12 protein-coding genes are annotated in these 18,689 nt (G+C 44.1%); all 12 read right to left on the reverse strand.

Features of this window, described 5'->3' with window-relative positions:
• Positions 1-805, reverse strand: an 805-nt coding sequence (locus tag KEM39_RS08950; RefSeq protein WP_211709852.1) for a PAAR-like domain-containing protein, incomplete at its 3' end; no start/stop codon positions are given.
• 82 nt (positions 806-887) lie between these two features.
• A complete protein-coding gene (locus KEM39_RS08955) occupies positions 888-2,024 on the reverse strand; it encodes a DUF2169 family type VI secretion system accessory protein (protein ID WP_211709854.1) in 1,137 nt (378 codons plus the stop codon).
• 12 nt (positions 2,025-2,036) lie between these two features.
• Complete coding sequence (locus tag KEM39_RS08960) at positions 2,037-4,310, reverse strand: type VI secretion system tip protein TssI/VgrG (protein WP_211709856.1); 2,274 nt, start codon at positions 4,308-4,310, stop codon at positions 2,037-2,039.
• A gap of 142 nt (positions 4,311-4,452) precedes the next feature.
• Positions 4,453-8,010, reverse strand: a complete 3,558-nt coding sequence (tssM, locus tag KEM39_RS08965; RefSeq protein WP_211709858.1) for a type VI secretion system membrane subunit TssM — start codon at positions 8,008-8,010, stop codon at positions 4,453-4,455.
• Positions 8,011-8,041: 31 nt separating this feature from the next.
• The gene (tssL, locus tag KEM39_RS08970; protein WP_211709859.1) at positions 8,042-9,307 is read right to left on the reverse strand and encodes a type VI secretion system protein TssL, long form; all 1,266 of its coding nucleotides are present in this window, start codon (positions 9,305-9,307) and stop codon (positions 8,042-8,044) included.
• A 24-nt stretch (positions 9,308-9,331) separates the two neighbouring features.
• Positions 9,332-10,675, reverse strand: coding sequence for a type VI secretion system baseplate subunit TssK (gene tssK / locus KEM39_RS08975; protein ID WP_211709861.1), 1,344 nt, complete (start codon positions 10,673-10,675; stop codon positions 9,332-9,334).
• Between the two features lie 25 nt (positions 10,676-10,700).
• Positions 10,701-11,327: a type VI secretion system lipoprotein TssJ gene (gene tssJ / locus KEM39_RS08980; RefSeq protein WP_025457426.1), complete on the reverse strand. Its 627-nt coding sequence runs from the start codon at positions 11,325-11,327 to the stop codon at positions 10,701-10,703.
• Between the two features lie 143 nt (positions 11,328-11,470).
• Positions 11,471-14,122: a type VI secretion system ATPase TssH gene (gene tssH, locus KEM39_RS08985; RefSeq protein WP_211709862.1), complete on the reverse strand. Its 2,652-nt coding sequence runs from the start codon at positions 14,120-14,122 to the stop codon at positions 11,471-11,473.
• Between the two features lie 90 nt (positions 14,123-14,212).
• Positions 14,213-15,253, reverse strand: coding sequence for a type VI secretion system baseplate subunit TssG (tssG, locus tag KEM39_RS08990; RefSeq protein WP_196429025.1), 1,041 nt, complete (start codon positions 15,251-15,253; stop codon positions 14,213-14,215).
• The gene (locus tag KEM39_RS08995) at positions 15,250-17,226 is read right to left on the reverse strand and encodes a type VI secretion system baseplate subunit TssF (RefSeq protein ID WP_211709863.1); all 1,977 of its coding nucleotides are present in this window, start codon (positions 17,224-17,226) and stop codon (positions 15,250-15,252) included. Before KEM39_RS08995 ends, tssG begins: the two co-directional genes overlap by 4 nt.
• Entirely contained in the window at positions 17,223-17,735 is a 513-nt protein-coding gene (gene tssE, locus KEM39_RS09000) for a type VI secretion system baseplate subunit TssE (RefSeq protein WP_211709865.1), read from the reverse strand. The genes KEM39_RS08995 and tssE overlap by 4 nt, the downstream gene beginning before the upstream one ends.
• A 33-nt stretch (positions 17,736-17,768) precedes the next feature.
• Entirely contained in the window at positions 17,769-18,584 is an 816-nt protein-coding gene (locus KEM39_RS09005; protein ID WP_211709867.1) for a type VI secretion system accessory protein TagJ, read from the reverse strand.
• Between the last annotated feature and the right edge of the window lie 105 nt (positions 18,585-18,689).

The raw sequence follows: 18,689 nt of genomic DNA on the forward strand, positions 1-18,689 counted from the left end.
CCTCGTCCGAACCGTCTTCCGCCACCGCCAAAGGCGCAAAGCGCAGCGCTATCGAACCGTCCAGCGACGCAATGACATAATGGCCGTCCGGATTTTTACTGAACCAGATCTGTTCGCTCTCGAACAATACCGGCTCTTCATCGTCTTCATCGACTTCCGGCAGCGGGAACAAACGGCCCTGATCGTCGATATAGGCCAATCCCGCCGCATCGCGGATGATGCGTTGGCAGCCCGGCACGCTCCAGCCCTCGCCGAGCCAGCCGGTACCGTCTTGGTCGGAATAATAGCTGCGGCTCCAGACCAGCGGCAGGATGCCTTCAAAAGCAAAGTCGGTTTCACCCTCCAAAAACTTCAGCCCGTGTATCGGATTGACCGGGCGGCCGACAGCGGCGGCGGCTTTACAGGAAATACAGGGTTTGGGCGGCAGTTTCTTCTTGAACTTGTTGTTCATGTGGAACATATCGCCGGCACGGATGATGTGGCGCTTGCGGATTTTAACCGAAGAAGAGTGCATCATCGGCCAGGCAGGTTTGGTGGCGGTACGCGACAACACCCCTTTGCGGCCGGGTATGGCGGGTTCGTCACCGGTAGTGCGGTTGGTTTTACTGGCATTGAAGACGAAGGCGGGCTTGCGGTTGAGGCGTACGTCTTTGGCGACGGTTTTAGCGCCGCCCAAGTCGGCGAAGAGCGGGAAGGGGATAGGGGGTGCGGCCGGTGGAGCGGGAGGGGGCGGCCAGCAGAAATCGGGGACGGTAAAGACGACCCTGAAGTCACTGCTTTTACGGGCGATTTTATTGACGGCCATGGCGGCTTGCTCCTGTTGGGGATGGGGTCGTCTGAAAGCTGGGCGAATGAGGGTTTGGAGTTTCAGACAACCTATGCGTGGTTTATATGTGTGCTGCCAAAGATGGCGGGATTGGGATAAATTCATCCTGAGAATCCCGACAGTCTTGAGCGGCCGCGATTTGATCTGCTCGTTCGTGTCGGGCGATGAATCTGAGCTGGCATGCCGCAATTTCCAGTTCCTCCGGAAAAGATGTGCGGTAGCTGCAATCAATGCGGCGTTGTTCCACATCGACAAGTATGGTGTCCAATACCATATCTTTGCACAATGACGAGTTAGTTGCCGTATGGGCGTGGACGAACACCGTTTCTACTGGCAAATCAACGGTAAAGCGTTGGTTGGGGGCTTGGAAGGAATGCACCATGCCGGTAAAGGTCAGTTCGTAAATATGGTTAGGTTTCAGATGGGGAAGTTGCAGCGAGGGATGGGCGCCGTTCCAATAGGCCATAGAAAAATCTTCAGGCAGTAGCGGAGCGCGGTTGGCTATCCATTGCTCATCGGCAGTACCGGTATGTTGGGCACGCAGTGCGAAATAACGGGGTATAAAGCCGAAGCCTTCGGGCTCGGCCTTATCGGACGGATCGCGCACCGGGTGTGCAGGGTCGTAGATTTGATGAGCTTTCAGCGTCCGCTTGAACCCGTTTTTTTTGAGTTCGGCCTTCGGATAGTAGCCGATACCGATGGCGTTCTGCTGATAGCCTGTGTGGTCGTCTTCGACTGCGCTGCCGCCAAAGGCAAACTCATAGCGGATAGGTAGGGAAAGGATGGGGTCGGGTTCGCTCAAAGACCATCCTGCCGCCTCCCGCACCCAGTAACGCTCTCCAGTAAGCGCCAGGCTTTTTTGGTAATCGCCGATACTTACGGATACGGCAAATTGCCGAGAGGGAACATCGTCGGGTGCGTAGGCAGTTGCATTGACGACCAAGTCGGTTTTGGGTTTGTAGAGGCTGAAGTCGCTTTCAAACTGAGTCGAGGTTTGCGAAGGATCGCCGTAATAGGTATCGGCAAACGTGAGCGGCGTTTGCGTACGGGCAAACGCAAACTCCGTTTTTCCTGTTTCCGGGTCAATTTCAAACTCGTAGCTGACTTTGGCAACGACTACATCATAAGCCCGATCTGTTTGGTCGATGTTTTTAAACTGCTGCGTATGAAAGCAGGTAAAGTTCTGCAACTCAAACATGGCGCATCTTCTCTAGTTGATATCGACTTTTTTGCCATCGATATCCACTTCCTTCGTACCGACGATCTTGATCGATTTACTGACGATGCTGATTTTGTTTTTATCAATCAAAATCATAGAATTACCGACTTGTATGGTAATTTTCTTGCCTGCGGACAGGGTGATGTTTCGACCGGCGTTGAGACCGATGTTCATACCGGCGTTGAGACCCATCACCAAACCGACGCTATGCATTTCTGCGCCGACAACATTGGTCATCCAGCCTGCACCGACGTTCAACATATAGCCTGCACCGATGTTGGTCATCTGTCCGATACCGACATTGTTCATGCCATTCAGGCTGACGGTTTCCTGTCTGTTGCCGCCGATACTGCTGACTTCGTTGGCTACAACGGTCTTGTTGCGGTTGGCACCGACGGTCAGAGCTTGGTTTTTGCCGACAGCAACGTTCTGATCCTGTCCGATAGTCAACGCTTGGCTCTGTCCTATGCCTACTTTCTCGTTCAAACCGACAGAACGGCTGCGATTTTTACCCACGTTGACGCTTTGGTCTTTACCTACGCTGGTACTTTGATTGTCTCCTACACTAATGCTTTGGTTTTTGGTAATGCTGGAGGTCTCGTTTTGACCCACCGATTTTGTGCGGTTTTGGGTAATTGAAGCCGTTTCGTTTTTTTGGACGGTTTTCGCCCGATCGCCTACTACTGTAACGGTTTCGTTGTTACCGATTGTGGTGGTACGGTCGTTGTTAACGTTGCGGGTTTCGTTATTTTTAACCAGTGAGGTCAGGTCTTTTTGCGCTTGGAAATTGACCATCTCGGAACCGGCAGTATCGTTGAACATCAGTTCATTGAAGTTGGCCAGTGGTGAATTAAAACTTTTACTTTTGATACCGGACTGTTTGGCCGCGGCAGGAAAGCCCCATGGTGGCGACATTGCGCTGTTGTACAGACGACCCAATACAATCGGTCGGTCGGCATCGCCGTTGATGAAGTCGACCAGCACTTCTTCACCGATACGCGGGGTGTTGATAGAACCGTATCCCGCACCGGCAGAACCTTGCGTTACCCGAACCCAGTTGGAGCTGTTTTCATCCATTTTACCGTAGCGGTCCCAATGGAATTGCACTTTAATATCGCCATACTCGTTGGTATAAACCTCTTCTCCGGCAGGACCCGTTACCGTCGCCGCTTGTGTGCCCAAAACTTTGGGTTTTGGCGTTTTAAGGGGAGGGCGGTATGGGTAGGATTTGGGCAATACGCGGAATGAAATTCTGAATTTGCCGATACGATCGCCGGTAGTATAGCCGGCTTCTTCAAAATCATAATCTGCTTTCAGAATGGTGTATTCGGTATTTGATGATGAATGCGGGTGCTTACTTAGGGTAAACGTATAACCCGGAGCCACCGTCAATGCAGTACCTGAACCGGTAATGATCTTAGTTTGGCTTTTCAAATCTTCACTGCGTACCTGACTGTAATTTTGCGCTTCGGAAACATCGCTAAAGCCGGTATAAAAATCATAATGCTCCATCGGGACAGAACTGAAATCGTGAACCGAGTCAGAAGATTTCATCGGGACTTTGGCGTTTTTATAATTGTATTCCTGAGTCACGAACTGGCTGGATTTCAGGGCATCACGTTCCTCCCAAACATCGATATAGGCGATGTTGGGTGCTCCGGGTGCAGTATTTTTGGAATGGTAAGGAATGTTAGGAGAAGAGATGGCTTCCAGAATACCGACATCATCAGCAATAACCAGCTCGTGCGAACCGTTGCTGTGGGTAAAGTAATAGTAGATGCCTTCCTGTTCAAATAGGCGGCTCAGGAAGTCAAAACTGTTTTCCTGATATTGAACACAAAAGCCCCTTGTACGGTAGCTTTTTTGGCATTTAACCTGAAAGGGGAATCCGAAGGGAGATAAGACTTCATTGGCAATATCCAGAACGGATTTATCGACAAATACTCTGCTGTCGGTATTTTGGGTGAGATACCACATAAACGGACGAGCTGTGCAGGTGTAGGCATGATAGTCTTCTTCGTCTTCATCTTCGCCGATATAGCCGAAGTCAGTCACCAAACCGTTCAAATAACGCGGACTGCCTGCTTCTGTATCAATTTCCAATGTTATTGGTTGTCCGATAATATCTTTGCCTTGTAAATTGGAATCTTTGGAAATTAAAGTGATATTAAATTCAAAAAGGTTTGAAACAAATTCTGTTCCAAGCATTTTTTTGAATAATAGTTGTGATCCCAAAGGTGTATGAGCAACAACTGTTCTATTCATTTCGGGAAATTCCTTGTTTACATTAAAAACCAATTTCGCTTCAATGTCAGACTTTCTATTTTTCAATCACACACAGGGCTGTGGCAGAAACTTGTTGGAATATGTGATTTCAGACGACCTGCTTACATTCGCACTACGACCTTCAAATGCACTGAAAATTCCTTAATTTATTTAAATTAAAGGGGTTGAAGGCTGTAGAAGTAGTAAATTCAAGCATAACGTTTTTGCCTTGGATGTTGTATTCGACAACGGTATTGTTTCCTGTTTGACGAATGATTTTTCCTTTTTCAATCAGACGGAATATTGACCATGGTCCGGTTGAGCTGATACCCGCACTATTGATTTGCGGAGAGGAAACATCGATTCTTGCCAAGGCATTTTCTTCTTTTGAGGGCCAGGTAAAGGTTGCAGGATTGACTGGGCCATGACTGTATACATAGCTTTTCCCAGCATAAGAAACATTCACACTTTCCAGGCTGGGATCAAGGAGCAATACCTTGATTGTAAAGCCAAAAGTAGGCGTTTCAGATCCTTTGTCGAAATATCCTTGTCGGATTGTTGCAATGTCGTTCAGTTTGGAAAAACGCTCTTTAAATGCGCTGTTTTTGGCCGCTAATGTTTCCAGTTTTTCTGAACGCGCCAATATGGCGGCCTCCCCTGACAAATTGGTAAACTTGCTGTACATGCCGTTTGGACCAAATATATTGCTAAAGCTTTCCAAGGCAACATTGGTCTCAGATCCTCTATCAAAAGGGTAACCCTGTTGATGTATTTCTTGGCAACTGTTTGTTACGGTTGCCAACTGTTTTTCCAAGGTGGACATAAGTTTTTCATCGACAATCTTGTCAGTGTTGTTCAAAATAATCTCAGAAAAACTGTCTAACATTGGGCGGAAAGGCATAGGAAGCCGGTTTACTTCAGCTTTGTATTTCACAAACGGATCATCAGGAGGTAAATCTACGCCTTTTTCAACTGCAACATTAACAGCAACCAAATAAACGTACAGATCATTAATGGCTTCAGTAACGCTGTTAATAGCCGGAGGTTGATCGTTTGTGGTTTCAGTTAAGCTATGAAAATCTGCAAAAGCATCATCAACAGGAGTGGCCAGTTTCAAAGCAGCCAATTCATCTTTCTCATTGGCCTCTCCTTCAGTGTCTAAAAGCTTTGACAGACCTGCTCTATTTAACCAGTCGGCAATTTTACTGTCTGCTTTATCGGTTATCTTTTTATCAATGGTAAGCGTCGTGTTGTCACTGATACCTTTGATAATGTTAACCAAGGGCGAATTTTTCTCTGACAAAAGTTTGGCAATCTGAATACTTTCTCGAGATGATTTAGGTACAACCAATGACAAATCAGACAAATAGTTATTCCATGCCTTGATGTAATTGTTGAAATAAAGCTTTTGAGCATCAGAAAGAACAGTAGCTTTACTTTGGCTTTGTGAGGCATAGCTACCCAATACCCAGTTATCTTCATTAAAAAATTGTTCTGCCGATTTAACCATAGCAGGTAATACTTTGGTAATGTAGGCTTCTTTGGTATAAATGAAGTCAATAGGCTCTTTTAAAGCTCCGCCGGTTTTACGACGGAACAATAAGTGGCTTTGCACACCGCCCATACTTGAAAGAGAAACAGGTGTGATTCCTTCTTGGCCTGAGAGAGTAACAGTATTGATGGTATCCTCCAGCACCATAGTTGCAATATCTCTTTGGGCAATTTCTTGCCTACGACGTTCAACCAATGCTTCATCATAGGGTGCGCTAGGAGTAATGCTTTGCTTGGAAAGAATCTGGTGTAAAGCTTTTTCAACAGATTTTTTCTGTTGGTTGCTCATGCCTGAAGATTCTGCTTTAGATAAATTAGTCATCAGCCAGTTTTGCATAAAAGCGGCATCAAAATGTTCTTTGTCATACATCATCAGATAAGCTTTTAAAGCATTGTAGCCATTAACTCCGACTGAGCCGCTGGTTGTACGCAGAAGTTCATCTAATTTAAAGCTGATTAAAGGCATCACGTTGTCTTGAAGGATTCTGCGGTAGGCAGATTCTCCAACGTCTTTCATTTGCCTGCCTTGGTAAAGCCCTATGCGATAGCTAAGAGGAGGGGAAGAGAGATTCAGAATCTCTTTACTGCCGGTCGTATCTTTGACATGTTCTGCAAATGTTACCGCTTCGAGTAGATTGGGAGCTTCAGTGTATTTTTTCGCTTCTTGGCTTAATTTGGTTGCTTTATCGCCAACTTGCTCAAGATATGAGCGATTATTTGAGTAACTGTTTAGCATCATGGCCAAGCAAGCGGCAATTATGGCAACAATAGCTCCAATGCCTAACCAATAGAGCATTTGTTTTTTAACAAACCATGATTTATTTTCTCCTGCCAAGTTTGCTTCACTTAGGATAACGTCAGAAAAAAGTCTGTTCAGGAAAAAACTTCGCTCGTTGTTTTGAGTTTTGGTTCGATCCGAATCCAAGTATTTTTTCGATAATTGGAAATCATTTTGCAAGCCATCCAAGATAGGATTGAAATGTTGCCCTGTTTGGGTGCCGCTTGAAAAATAAACACCTCTCCATGAAATAGGTTGCTCAAATTTCGAAGATTTAGATAACTCTTTGAATAGAGAAAGTACCGCCTGATTAAGACGTTCAAATTCTTCAGGAAAAGCAAAAGCTGCGGCTTTATCTTCAGAAGATTCCAATTGGTGAATAGTGCCCAACATAGAGGAGCGCAATTTATCTACAACTTCCGATAAAGCGTTGGAAGCAGTGGCAATAGGAGTTTCCGTCCCTTCCGTATCAGAAAGAGAAATTCCCAGATATTGATTTCTTTGTTCTTCAGTCAGATGATCAAAGAATTTGTCAAAACCATGCAGTAAATCCAGTTTGGTTATCATGAGATAAACGGGGAAATGTATACCTAATTTAGTATGCATCTCATGGATTCTTTTGCGAAGCTCTGCAGAAATTTCGGGGATATTGGTTTTACCTCCCAAAAGGTCATCTACTCCTACGGTAACCAATACACCGTTAATAGGTTGTTTGGGACGGTAACGCTTCAGAAGGGATACAAATTCTTCCCAGTCGCTGGAGTCTTTATTACTGTGGTTGTCATGTAACGACAATCTGCCCGCAGTATCGAGAAGTACAATTTCATCCGATAAAAACCAATCGCAATCACGCGTTCCTGCCAAGCCACTTACAGATGTTCCTAAAGTGCTTTCTAGGGGGAAGTTGAGACCGGAACGTTTTAACGCCGTTGTTTTACCGGAGCCGGCTGCACCTAAAACAACATACCACGGCATTTGATAAAGGTACTGACCTTCTTCCAATCTCGCTAATAAACTATTTTTAGATTTGGAGAATTTGGCGTTTTTCAGTACTTTATCCATTTCAGCAAACTGACGGCTCATTGAGCTGACATCGCTTGCATTTTTTAAGATGGGTTCTTGCGCTGCACGAATTTCCTTCAGTAAGGCAGCGTTTCGGCGTGATTCACGATATTGGCGAAATATAGCTTTAGCTAACCAAATACCGACAATAGCGGCACATACAGCAAGGCGAATAACCTTGCTTGCTAAAGGACGGATTTTACCTATGGAAATCAGTGGACCGATAAACCATACCAATATAATCAGACCGGCGATACCCAGCATTACCCATAAAGAACGGGAGCCTAGAAAATAAAGAATTTTTTTCATATTTGTTTTTCCGTATCAATCCAATTTCAGATTATTGATGTGTACTCACATCGCTGCTTGGCTGAGTAGTTGAAGAATTGGTTTTTACTTCCACTGCACTACCCAGTTTAGGACCTGTTCCCGTTGTGAATAGGGTTATCTCAACTCTTCGGTTTTTAGCTCTATTTTCCAAAGTATCATTTGGAGCAACAGGATCGGTTGAGCCACGTCCTTCAGAACGAATACGTGTTCCACCATTTTTGATGTAATTCAATAAAATTTCTTTTACTGCATCAGCCCGAGCCTGAGAGAGATGCCAGTTAGATGGGAAGTTCAAGCTTTGAATAGGTTTATCGTCAGTATATCCGGTAACTACGATTTGCCCTTCTACGCTGTCTAGAGCTTGGCTGACTCTAGCCAAAACAGGGTAATATTGGTCTTGGATTTGCGCAGAACCAGACTCAAAAAGACCATCACCCAAAATAGTAACCGTACTTCTATCTTGGAAGTCTTCTACAGAGACTAGCTTTCTGGCGATTTCATTTTCCAATAAAGGCCGTAACCGAATGGTGCCTTGTGTTTCTTGCTGTTTGGCTGTGACAGGAGGAAGTTTGAGATTGTTGACTTTTGTACTGGCGGTATCAAAATCATTACCTAAAGACCATTGCATAGCAAAGTAGCCTATTCCTAAGACAACAGCTCCTAAAACACCTACTACCCATAAAGGAATGGTAAGTCTCTGTTTTCGTTGGATGGTATTGGTAATAATTGGATTGTGTTTGAAAAGCTCAGCAGTTTGATCCGGCCGTTTGCTGTGAATTAAGGCAAGTAAGTCTCTTTTGATTTTGTCAATTTCGAGTTCACCACTGTTTAATACTTGATATTTGCCTTTGTAGCCAAATTGCAAACATAAGTACATGAACTCTAATAAATCAATATTTTTATCCGGATCCTGCTTCAGATTTTGAATAATCTCAAAAAAACGCTCTCCGCCCCATGTTTCGTCATAGAAAGATACCAACAAGCTGTTTTGGGACCAACTTTCATCTGCCCAACCCGCCCGAACAGCTAATTCATCTACGAATGTACATAGGCAGTACTTTGCAGCTTGGATAGCATCATACCTTGCTCCATTTTTTTCAGCATTTTCTTCAAAATTATTGATTAGGATAGAAAATTTGTTGATCAAACTGTCGGTAGACAATTGACTGGTAGTTTGCCGCATCGCATTGACTAAGATAAAAACCGGTTTGGCTGCCTCAATCAAAGGGTTATAAATATTTGCGATGCTGTGTGCAGCATTATTCTGGTTATCCATAATGAAATTCCAAATTAAACCAAATTAACTTAAAGACTTAATTGCCCAAAATTCAACATCTAAATTCGGAAAATTACCGGCTAAATGGAAGGCCATGCCTGATGAAGTATCAAACATGTCCCACAACTCGTGCTTTTTGTCCAATTCAAAATAGACATAACCGCTGTGGTATGGCAATTCTCTTGGTGCTACAGATAAAGCGTGCACCCTGATTCCAGGCAGATGGTAAGCAACCAATTCTTTTACTTTTTCCACAGTACCTATTTTTACTACACTAGGAATTTTTTGGCGCAATGCTTCGTTCGGCATATCGGCTTTAATCGCAAGAACAAATGAAGCTTTGTCCAGTAAACTTTGGTCTGGTGTTTGAGCAACGCGAGTCGCTTCATCACGCATATCAAGCGGAATCCTAATCGCTCGTTGTTCAAGCACGATAGATAATGATTTACGTAAATTGAAAAATAACTTACCGAAACATGAGGCTAGGTCATTATGCTCATATACTGGAATATCACCTACTTTGCGAGAAGGCAGGAAGGTCATTAAATCAGCGCATAGTTTGGATAAATTAATAAATAATTGTTCAGGGTGTGTTTGTCGTGCGCCTTCATTTTCGTGATGCAAATATGCCAAATATCGATTAATGGTTTGAAGCATCATGAAGTCCATAACTTCAACAGAGCCGCCGGTATTAGGATCATTCACAGCATTAGCCAAGCTATTGCTTTTTTGCATCAATAAACCATAGATCTCTGAAATATAAGCCTTTAGATGCTGTTGCTTTTGACTTCCGAGACAAGGTGGAATATATGATTCGTCCAGAATGATTTCAAAGTCCGCAGAGCTGGAACGGATGAGAGCAATGGGCAGGGCAGTTTGTCCGCTGGTTAAGTCGTTTTCTAAAACTAACATCGGATTAAGATCTGCCAGTGTTACCTGACGACCATCTAATTCAGTATTTGTAGTGTCTGCTAGAGTTTTATTAAAAGCTTTGTAGCGACATGAGTCTGAAGAGTCCTGATTTGGAAAATAAATCTCATTATTTACAGAAGAAGGCAGAGTAACAGCTAGGCAGATTTTGGTGTCTTTAATATTTGCAGGAACTTTTAGAGTCAGATTTTCGAGCTGTTTTTGCGAGAACAAAAATACAGAGCCATCGGGAAAAACCCCTTCTGCTTCATTAATACTAATTACCCCTCGTTTGAGGCTGTCTGAATTTAATACCAGCGAAGAGAATCCCCAAAAATGACCCCCTTGAGAAACGGTTAATTGGCGTAAGCCGGATTCAAGATAACGTTCAAATTGCTGGAAATGTTGAGGAGTAATAAAGATACCCTCTGACCATACTACTTTTGCTTCCATTGCCATGCCTTCATCCTTAATTTTTTAGTTATTATTTTTCTTCACGGAAAATGCCCTTACTAAGGTCGCTGCCGTATTTGCGTACTTCTCCATTTTCTTTAATTTTTTTATCGTCAGGGTGCCGCTCTTTATATTTCTTTAACATATCCTCCATTTCTAACTTTGATAATTGGGTTAATTTATTTTTACCAACGTTTACATAGAAATAATGTTTACCAAATTGATACCATTGTTTCTTCTGCTTCAATAACACCAATTTCCATTGACTGTTATTCAAATCTCGATAACTTGCGACTACGCCTAGATATTTCAGGTGCGAATCCATTTTAATCGGCAATATGGTAACCGTATCAGGATGCAGCATGAATTGGTTCTGCTGGATTAACTTCTCACCTAAATTTTCTTTGGCATTGTTGGTAAGTTCAAAATAGTTTGATTTTTTGAACTCTCCATCAGAAGACAACTGATATAAATCCAGCCTGATGGGAGAAGGTTGACCAACTATATTAGGATTCACATCAGGAGAAACTATGATTTGTACATCAATTTCTTCCCCACTCTCATCAGATTCTTTAGGGGGTTTATGGTCGGAAGCACATGAGCTTACCATTAAGGATATCATTAAGAATGATATATATTTTATTAGTTGTTTATGCATTTTAATTGCCTTCAAGTCCATCAATATTGATTAGTTCTGACAACAAATATTTAAATCAGTCATACAATATATGACTACTAGGGAAATAAATAGGTTTGTTCTAATTGATTAGAAATACTAAATTTTGTTAATATTATCTAAAATTATAAAGCATTTTTCTTACGAAGTTTATATTTATATTGATAAGTAAAGTCATGATTACTTGCATCAATATTTACGCTTAAAATTTGTTTGCCTTGAGTTGCAGAGGTAAGCAGTTCACGACTGATTTGCGGTAGAACCGTGTTGGTCAGGATTGCATCAATCATACGGCCACCTGACTCTACTTCTGTGCAGCGCGAAGTAATCAGTTTTAGCACTTCAGGCGTGTAGTGCAGGTCGATACCGTGGTTGTTTTTAATTCGATCTACGATACGGCCTAATTGCAATTCCACAATTTTTGAGAGCATATCGTCAGATAGCGGATAGTAAGGAATCACTTGCATACGGCCTAATAGCGCGGCAGGGAAGGTTTTCAACATAGGAACACGCAAGGCTTTGGTTAAACCTTCCGGAGTAGGCAGCATTTCAGGGTCGTCACACATATCCATAATCAAGTCCGTCCCTACATTGGTAGTCAGGATAATGATGGTGTTTTTGAAATCGATATAACGACCTTCACCGTCTTCCATCCAGCCTTTGTCAAATACTTGGAAGAAGATTTCGTGCACATCCGGATGTGCTTTCTCTACTTCATCAAGCAAGATAACGCTATAAGGTTTGCGTCGTACGGCTTCGGTCAGTACACCACCTTCACCATAACCGACATAGCCCGGAGGCGCGCCTTTCAGGGTGGATACGGTATGAGCTTCCTGATATTCACTCATATTGATGGTAATTACGTTTTGTTCACCGCCGTACAATGTATCAGCCAAAGCCAATGCCGTTTCGGTTTTGCCCACGCCGGAAGGACCTGCCAACAAGAAAACGCCGATAGGTTTGTTAGGGTTATCCAGATTCGCACGTGATGTTTGGATACGACGGGCGATTGCATCCAAACCATGACGTTGGCCAATGATGCGTTTGTTTAGAGTGTCGGCAAGTTGCAAGACAGCCTTAACTTCATCTTTCATCATTTTACCAACGGGAATACCTGTCCAATCAGCCACAACGTCGGCAACGGTACGGCTATCCACTAAAGGCATAACCAGCGGCTGAATACCTTGTAGTTTTTTCAGTTTATTAACCAGCTCTTTTTGGCGGGTGTACAGCTGCTTACTTTCTTTCTCAGCCGTTCCTTCTTCCGCATGCATGATTTGTTCGCGCACATCCAATAGCTCGGTAACTAAGTCTGTTTCAGATTTCCATCTGTCTTCTAATTTTTTCAGGCGACCTTCGATTTCAGTCAGTTCTTTACCGATATTGGTTATCCGTGTTTCAGAATCGAAACTGAGTTTTTTCTCACGTTCCAAATTTTCTTGTTCAAGCTTTAATGCTTCGGATTTCTTGCGCAGAAACTCGATACTGCCAGGCACAGCATGCTGGCTGACTGCAACTCGCGCGCAGGCAGTATCAATCAAGCCGACAGCTTTATCGGGAAGTTGGCGTGCAGGGATGTAGCGGTGGGAAAGCTTTACGGCTGCCTGAATTGCTTCATCGAGAATAATCACGTTATGGTGTTTTTCCAAAGAAGCATTCAATGCCCTAAGCATGTTGATGGCTTTGTTTTCGTCCGGCTCATCCACTTGCACTACTTGGAAACGACGGGTTAAGGCAGGGTCTTTTTCAAAGTATTTTTTGTACTCTGCCCATGTTGTTGCGCCGATGGTACGGAGTTTGCCTCGGGCCAGTGCAGGTTTGAGCAGGTTGGCTGCATCGCCCGTGCCGGCTGCACCGCCTGCACCAATCAAGGTATGGATTTCGTCGATAAAGAGCACAATGGGAATCGGGCTGGATTCCACTTCATCCATCACTGCTCTGAGACGTGATTCAAATTCTCCGCTGACGCTGGCACCTGCTTTGAGCAAACCGATATCCAGCAGGATTAATTGAACGTCTTTCAATCCGGGCGGAACATCTCCAGTAGCCAAACGCAATGCCAATGCTTCGACTACGGCTGTCTTACCGACTCCGGCTTCACCTGTGAGAATCGGATTGTTTTGACGGCGGCGCATCAGGATGTCGATCATTTGTCTGATTTCGGCATCGCGACCGGTAAGGGGATCTATTTCGCCATTCTTCGCCTTTTCAGTGAGATTGCTGCCGTATTTGGCCAAGGCACTTTCTTTGTGGGTAGCATTAGGCTCCGAAGATAAGGCGTTTTGGGTAACACCGAGATTTTCTTCAGAGTTCGCAGTAATAGCGATGATATTGTTCGCCAATGTTTCTGGTTTGATTTTGAGAAACTCAGAGGAAATATTGGCTACAATACTCTGCAAAGTTTTATTTTCCAGAATGGTGTAGAAAATATGAGCAGTACGGATTTTGTCGGTACCGAATTTGAGCGAGCTGTATGTCCAAGTTTGCTCGACAAGGGTTTGGATATGTTCGGAAAAATCGATGACAGCAGTCGAGCCGGCAGGAAGTTTTTCAACCGCTGTCAATACATCTTTGCGGACTCTGGCTTCGTCTAAATTAAAACTGTTGATCAGACAGAAGATGTCGGTTTTCTCGGTTTGCAACAGAGAATGAAGCCAGTGAACCAACTCAACGTAACTGTTTTCACGAAGACGGCAGAAGGTGTAGGCATTTTCCAGAGTTTTATACAAGGTGGTATTCAACTTGCCAAATAATACGCTGCGGCTGATGTTTGACATGATGTGTCCTTAAATTAAGTTATTCCAAGTATGTCTAAAAATAGTTTGAAAGAAGCTTTTCCTAACAAAGGGGTCGTCTGAAAAGGCTGTTTAATGGTTGCTGACGATCAAGTCTCCGGCATCACGGGAAACATTCCCCAGCCAAGTTGTTAAGCCGAGTTGTGTTTGTCCGCCTAAGTCCATGAGCGGTACTTCTTTTTGCATTAAAACAGGCTGTATATCCCATTCATATTCATCTGTGGCAAACAGTCTTACCCACTCTCGTAAGCGGGCGGTATTGATGCCGTCTTTGAAGAATGATCGGTAAGCGGGTAGGGTAAGTGGGCCGATGATGATGCGGAATTTACTTTGAACATCGTAAAGCTTGTCACCCAGCAGCAAGCCATCTCCCAGCGTATAGTTACCCATGATTCCGATTTGCGTTTTTTCTTCTGCAACCTCAACCCAATACCCGACATTGGTTTGAATGGTAACGGGGACTTTGAAATAACGGTTGAGCAGTTGTTGAAGATTGGCTGCCGAACGACTTTGCTTCATCAACAGACCGGCAAAATAACGTTTGGCAAATTCGTGGATTAAGCCTTTATTATGTGTGGTCGGTGTATCCAGCCCGTTAAAGCTGGCGATATATTTCCCAAAACGGTCTTCAGCATTTTTGTCTAAAGAAGTAATGCTTTGAGCGTTGGCCCATGCCCGATAGAACAAGACAGCCAAACGGTGTTGCAACATATTGGCAAAACCGGTCCATGCTCGGTCGCCGTGTTGATGTTGGCGCTCATAGGCATATTCGGTCAAATGCAAAGGCAGGGGACCTGATGGTCCGAACAAACCGAATCCGTTGATGGAAATTTCCACATAACGCGGCGATAGGGCAACCGACTGGATGTTGCGAGGAGCAAAAATAAGTGATGGCTCTTGGCGAATCCTTATTTTTTCCATTTTCGGGCTGACGGCTTTGCCTAATAATTTTCCGCCAGTAACAAATTTGACGGATTCAAGCTGGCGCAAGAGTGAAAAATAATCGTATTTATAGGGCTGGGAGGTGATTTTATTTAAAAAGCCAGTCAGTTTTTCATCCCACATATCGTCCAATGAGTCGCTAAAATCTGTTTGAGCGTTGATTGGGCTCATACGATTACCCTCTCTCCAACAGCAGTCGGCCAAGTAGCCATATGTCCTTGTTGGAGTGTGTCAATTTGAAGCTGTATGAATGAGTTAATCGACACCAAACGTTGGAAGTAATGGTTTAAAACTGAGCCGAACAGGAAGGGATGGATACCGCCCAATTGCGCTTCATCCAGCGTAACCGTGATTTTGATGCCTCGAACAGGCACCGCAACTCCGTAATGACGGACTACCTTGTTCACGGTGGAAGTCTCAACACGTGTAATCGACTCAATCTGTTTTTTCAGCAAATCATTTTCGGAAGAAATAAACACCATTAAAAGCTCTTTTAAGGTGACGGGTGCATCTTCTTGGTCGATGTTTAATAATGACAGATAGTTCAAGCTTAATTGGTTTAAAAAAGACCAAAGCGTTCGATCCTCACTCATAGCCGCTTGAGGACGTGTTAACTTAGAAATCAGCTTAATAGAGTTAACCGGCAGGAAACCTTCAATCAGGAAATCAGACTCTCCGTCGCGCGGCATCATCAGTGGTAAATCCCTGCTGGTACACCAAGCATCTACGGAAAGATGTTGTATGCCGGAATTGAAGGCGTAATCCCGATTGTCGGCCAGAGACAAAAACACTTCGCTGCCTAAGTAGGAAGAACGGAAGCCATTTTTGACAGAATTTTCCGATGGAACTCTGTCTGCACGCCGTGCTGAAAAATAAGCATGCTGAGTTTGGGCTTCGGGGAAGAGTCCCATATCCGGCGCTTTGTACATCGGCGAAAATGCAACGGTTTGACGGTTGTTGGTGTCGAAGCCTTTTACTTGTTCGATGGCGTAGACTTCATAATTCAAAGGCTGCGTACGGTCGATGATGACGTGGTGTTCCTGATCTTGGATATTTACAGGAAAGCGGGAGCTTTTTTTTCTAAATAGATTCACCACCGGCACCGCATTGACAGAAAAATCCTCTACGCCGATCAGTTCTGTCAATTCAGGTATTTTGTTGCTGAATAAAAATGAAAGACTGAAATAGCGTTTGCGGTAAGTAATGATTTTTTTATTGACGCCCTTATCGTTTACGATTTCTTCCAAATGTTCGGGTACTTTGGGTAAATGTCCGTCACTCTCAGCCTGACGGACAGCTTGTTTGATATCTTTTTGAGCGATAAACAGGAATTTTTCCGGCAGACGCGCGTATTCCTGCATAATCCGGAATGCACTGACGGATTTGTCCAAATTAAACGATAAGGCTTCATCTTCCCGAAATCCCCGATGTTCCGGTTTGGAGGACAACGGGTAATACCATTGTTTGGGATTCTCATAACTGTGGTAAACGACGCTTACGCATTCTGAGGCCAGCAAAAACAGCAGTGCAGATGACTTAGAAAGTTCTGTACCTAAAAACACAGATAATTCATCCGGCAACATTTCCGAACATGCGCCAGGTACGCTGAGCGAGAAGTCCAAACGCAAAGCAGATTGCACTTTTTTTCCGGAAGATGGTTTGAGCGCAGGGAGTGTGCTTGGTAAATAACCGAGCGAATCGGTATATTTGGCTTTTTCTATGCGTAACGGTAGGATTTCAGTGGTTTTGGTTACGGAAAACGGGCAACTTACTTTGAATTCGTCGATAGGCAATGAACGTAATACTCTGCCACGTTCCAGCAGATTGATAACGTCGGCGTTGTATTGACCGGTAGGTTCCAAATTGACAATAGCTGCCGCCGGTTTCTGATTGATGAAGTCAGGGTAAACGACTTCTAAGATTCTTTGTACGAAACGGGGATATTCCGCATCCAGCTTGAGCTGGGTGCGTGCAGTGAGAAAGCTTACACCTTCCAATAGCCTTTCGACATAAGGGTCGGGGATATCGGTTGTATCCAGTGCCAAGCGGGAGGCGATTTTGGGGTATTGCTGTGCAAATTCCCTGCCCATTTCCTTCAGGAAGGTCAGTTCTTTACTGTAGTAAGACAATAATTTATTATTCAAGACCTATTTCCCCCATCTAATAAGTCAAACAATCCTGTCTCAACATCCATACTGGTTCGCAACAGGAACTCTTTGGGATAAGGATTGAGTTTCAGGTAACCTTTGATTTCAATAATGAGTTTGTTGTGTAAAGTATCGTCATCATCGTCTACGGTATTTACGATAACTTGCAGGGTTTTGCTTTCAAGGCGTGGTTCGAAATCGATGATGGCTTGTTTGATATTTTGTTCTACATCCTGCCATTCTATGTCGGAGAAATTCACTCCCGACAGAGGCGGAATGCCATAATTTAGTGTGGACGAGCGCACATTGACAGGCAGATCTTTCTCCATGGCCTCCGCTTGCATGTTGTAGGTATTCAGCAGGTAAAGAATATCGCGCAGCACTGCCTGCCGATATTGGTCAAGATTGATGACCTGATCGGGGCGTGCCTCTTTTTTTTTGTGCGGCTCTTTATCTGTCAGTCTGTCAAACAAAGAAGGCAGCAGTTGGTTTCTGAATTGCGACATGATTGATTGCGGTAGTTGGAGGATGGGTAAGGTTTAACGCTGTTGTCCGAATTTGATATTGCGAATATCCAAGAGACCAAAATCATGGCTGTCGGTATACAGGGTTTTTTGACCCATGCCTGTAAAGAGCTGTTCGGCTACTTCTATCCAGTCTGTTTGCGAACAGTTCATCAACATATCCGACCATTCGGTTTCTGCATCCGGCAAAACGGTATAGCGGGCAGGACTGGTACATTGGATACATTCGCCGTCGGTAAATTTGATTTCAGACGACCTCCAGATGATGTCGAGCAACGAGCTTGGTGCTTTGAAAGCTATACTTTCAATAGAGTCCCAAGTTTGCCAATAGTAGTGGCCTTGATAGAAGAATTCATAAACAAAAGCAGTACGTACGTCGCCATCCATAATCCAGTTGCTGTCGGTTTCGGCAACTGATTTATCTGCCAGGAGATAAGTGATGTGTGCCGGCGTACTGTCGATACAGTCGGATAAGGCTTCGTAGTCGGTAGTGAGGGCAGAGCTTTTTTTCTCTGCAACATGAGCAACTAAAGAGAGTTGTTTTTGAAGAATATCGAGTTTACTTGCGTGCTGTTCCAGAGTTTTGGGTTTTTGCTGTGTTTCCAAGACTGCCTGGCGACGCATTTCGGCAGAAATGTTTTCAATAAGGTAGAGCATCAGGGGCTTTTGAGTATCAGGAAAAAGTTTTTGGTATTGCCCGATTTGCTTTAGGGCCTGTTCCCATTTGGCACTCAGACAGAGATATTGAATCAATGTCAAACGATGTTCCTGATTGTCAGGATTTGAACGTACAAGCTCAATCATGTCCGTTAATTTAGTCTTTAAATCCATCCCAGCAACTCCTTATTTGTTTGTTTGACATCCTCCCCGCCCTAAAGGGCGGGGATTCCTACTGCGGTCGGCGGTGTTCTGCCAACCCGCTTTGGCGGGTTCGTG

This window comes from Neisseria sp. Marseille-Q1983, from assembly GCF_018224585.1.
GTDB classification, from domain to species: Bacteria; Pseudomonadota; Gammaproteobacteria; order Burkholderiales; family Neisseriaceae; genus Neisseria; species Neisseria polysaccharea.

Bases quoted from the DNA above. Each gene is read 5' to 3' on its own strand.
- KEM39_RS08955 (WP_211709854.1), bottom strand. From the start codon at position 2,024: ATGTTTGAGTTGCAGAACTTTACCTGCTTTCATACGCAGCAGTTTAAA.
- KEM39_RS08960 (WP_211709856.1), bottom strand. From the start codon at position 4,310: ATGAATAGAACAGTTGTTGCTCATACACCTTTGGGATCACAACTATTA.
- tssM (WP_211709858.1), bottom strand. From the start codon at position 8,010: ATGAAAAAAATTCTTTATTTTCTAGGCTCCCGTTCTTTATGGGTAATG.
- tssL (WP_211709859.1), bottom strand. From the start codon at position 9,307: ATGGATAACCAGAATAATGCTGCACACAGCATCGCAAATATTTATAAC.
- tssK (WP_211709861.1), bottom strand. From the start codon at position 10,675: ATGGCAATGGAAGCAAAAGTAGTATGGTCAGAGGGTATCTTTATTACT.
- tssJ (WP_025457426.1), bottom strand. From the start codon at position 11,327: ATGCATAAACAACTAATAAAATATATATCATTCTTAATGATATCCTTA.
- tssH (WP_211709862.1), bottom strand. From the start codon at position 14,122: ATGTCAAACATCAGCCGCAGCGTATTATTTGGCAAGTTGAATACCACC.
- tssG (WP_196429025.1), bottom strand. From the start codon at position 15,253: ATGAGCCCAATCAACGCTCAAACAGATTTTAGCGACTCATTGGACGAT.
- tssE (WP_211709865.1), bottom strand. From the start codon at position 17,735: ATGTCGCAATTCAGAAACCAACTGCTGCCTTCTTTGTTTGACAGACTG.
- KEM39_RS09005 (WP_211709867.1), bottom strand. From the start codon at position 18,584: ATGGATTTAAAGACTAAATTAACGGACATGATTGAGCTTGTACGTTCA.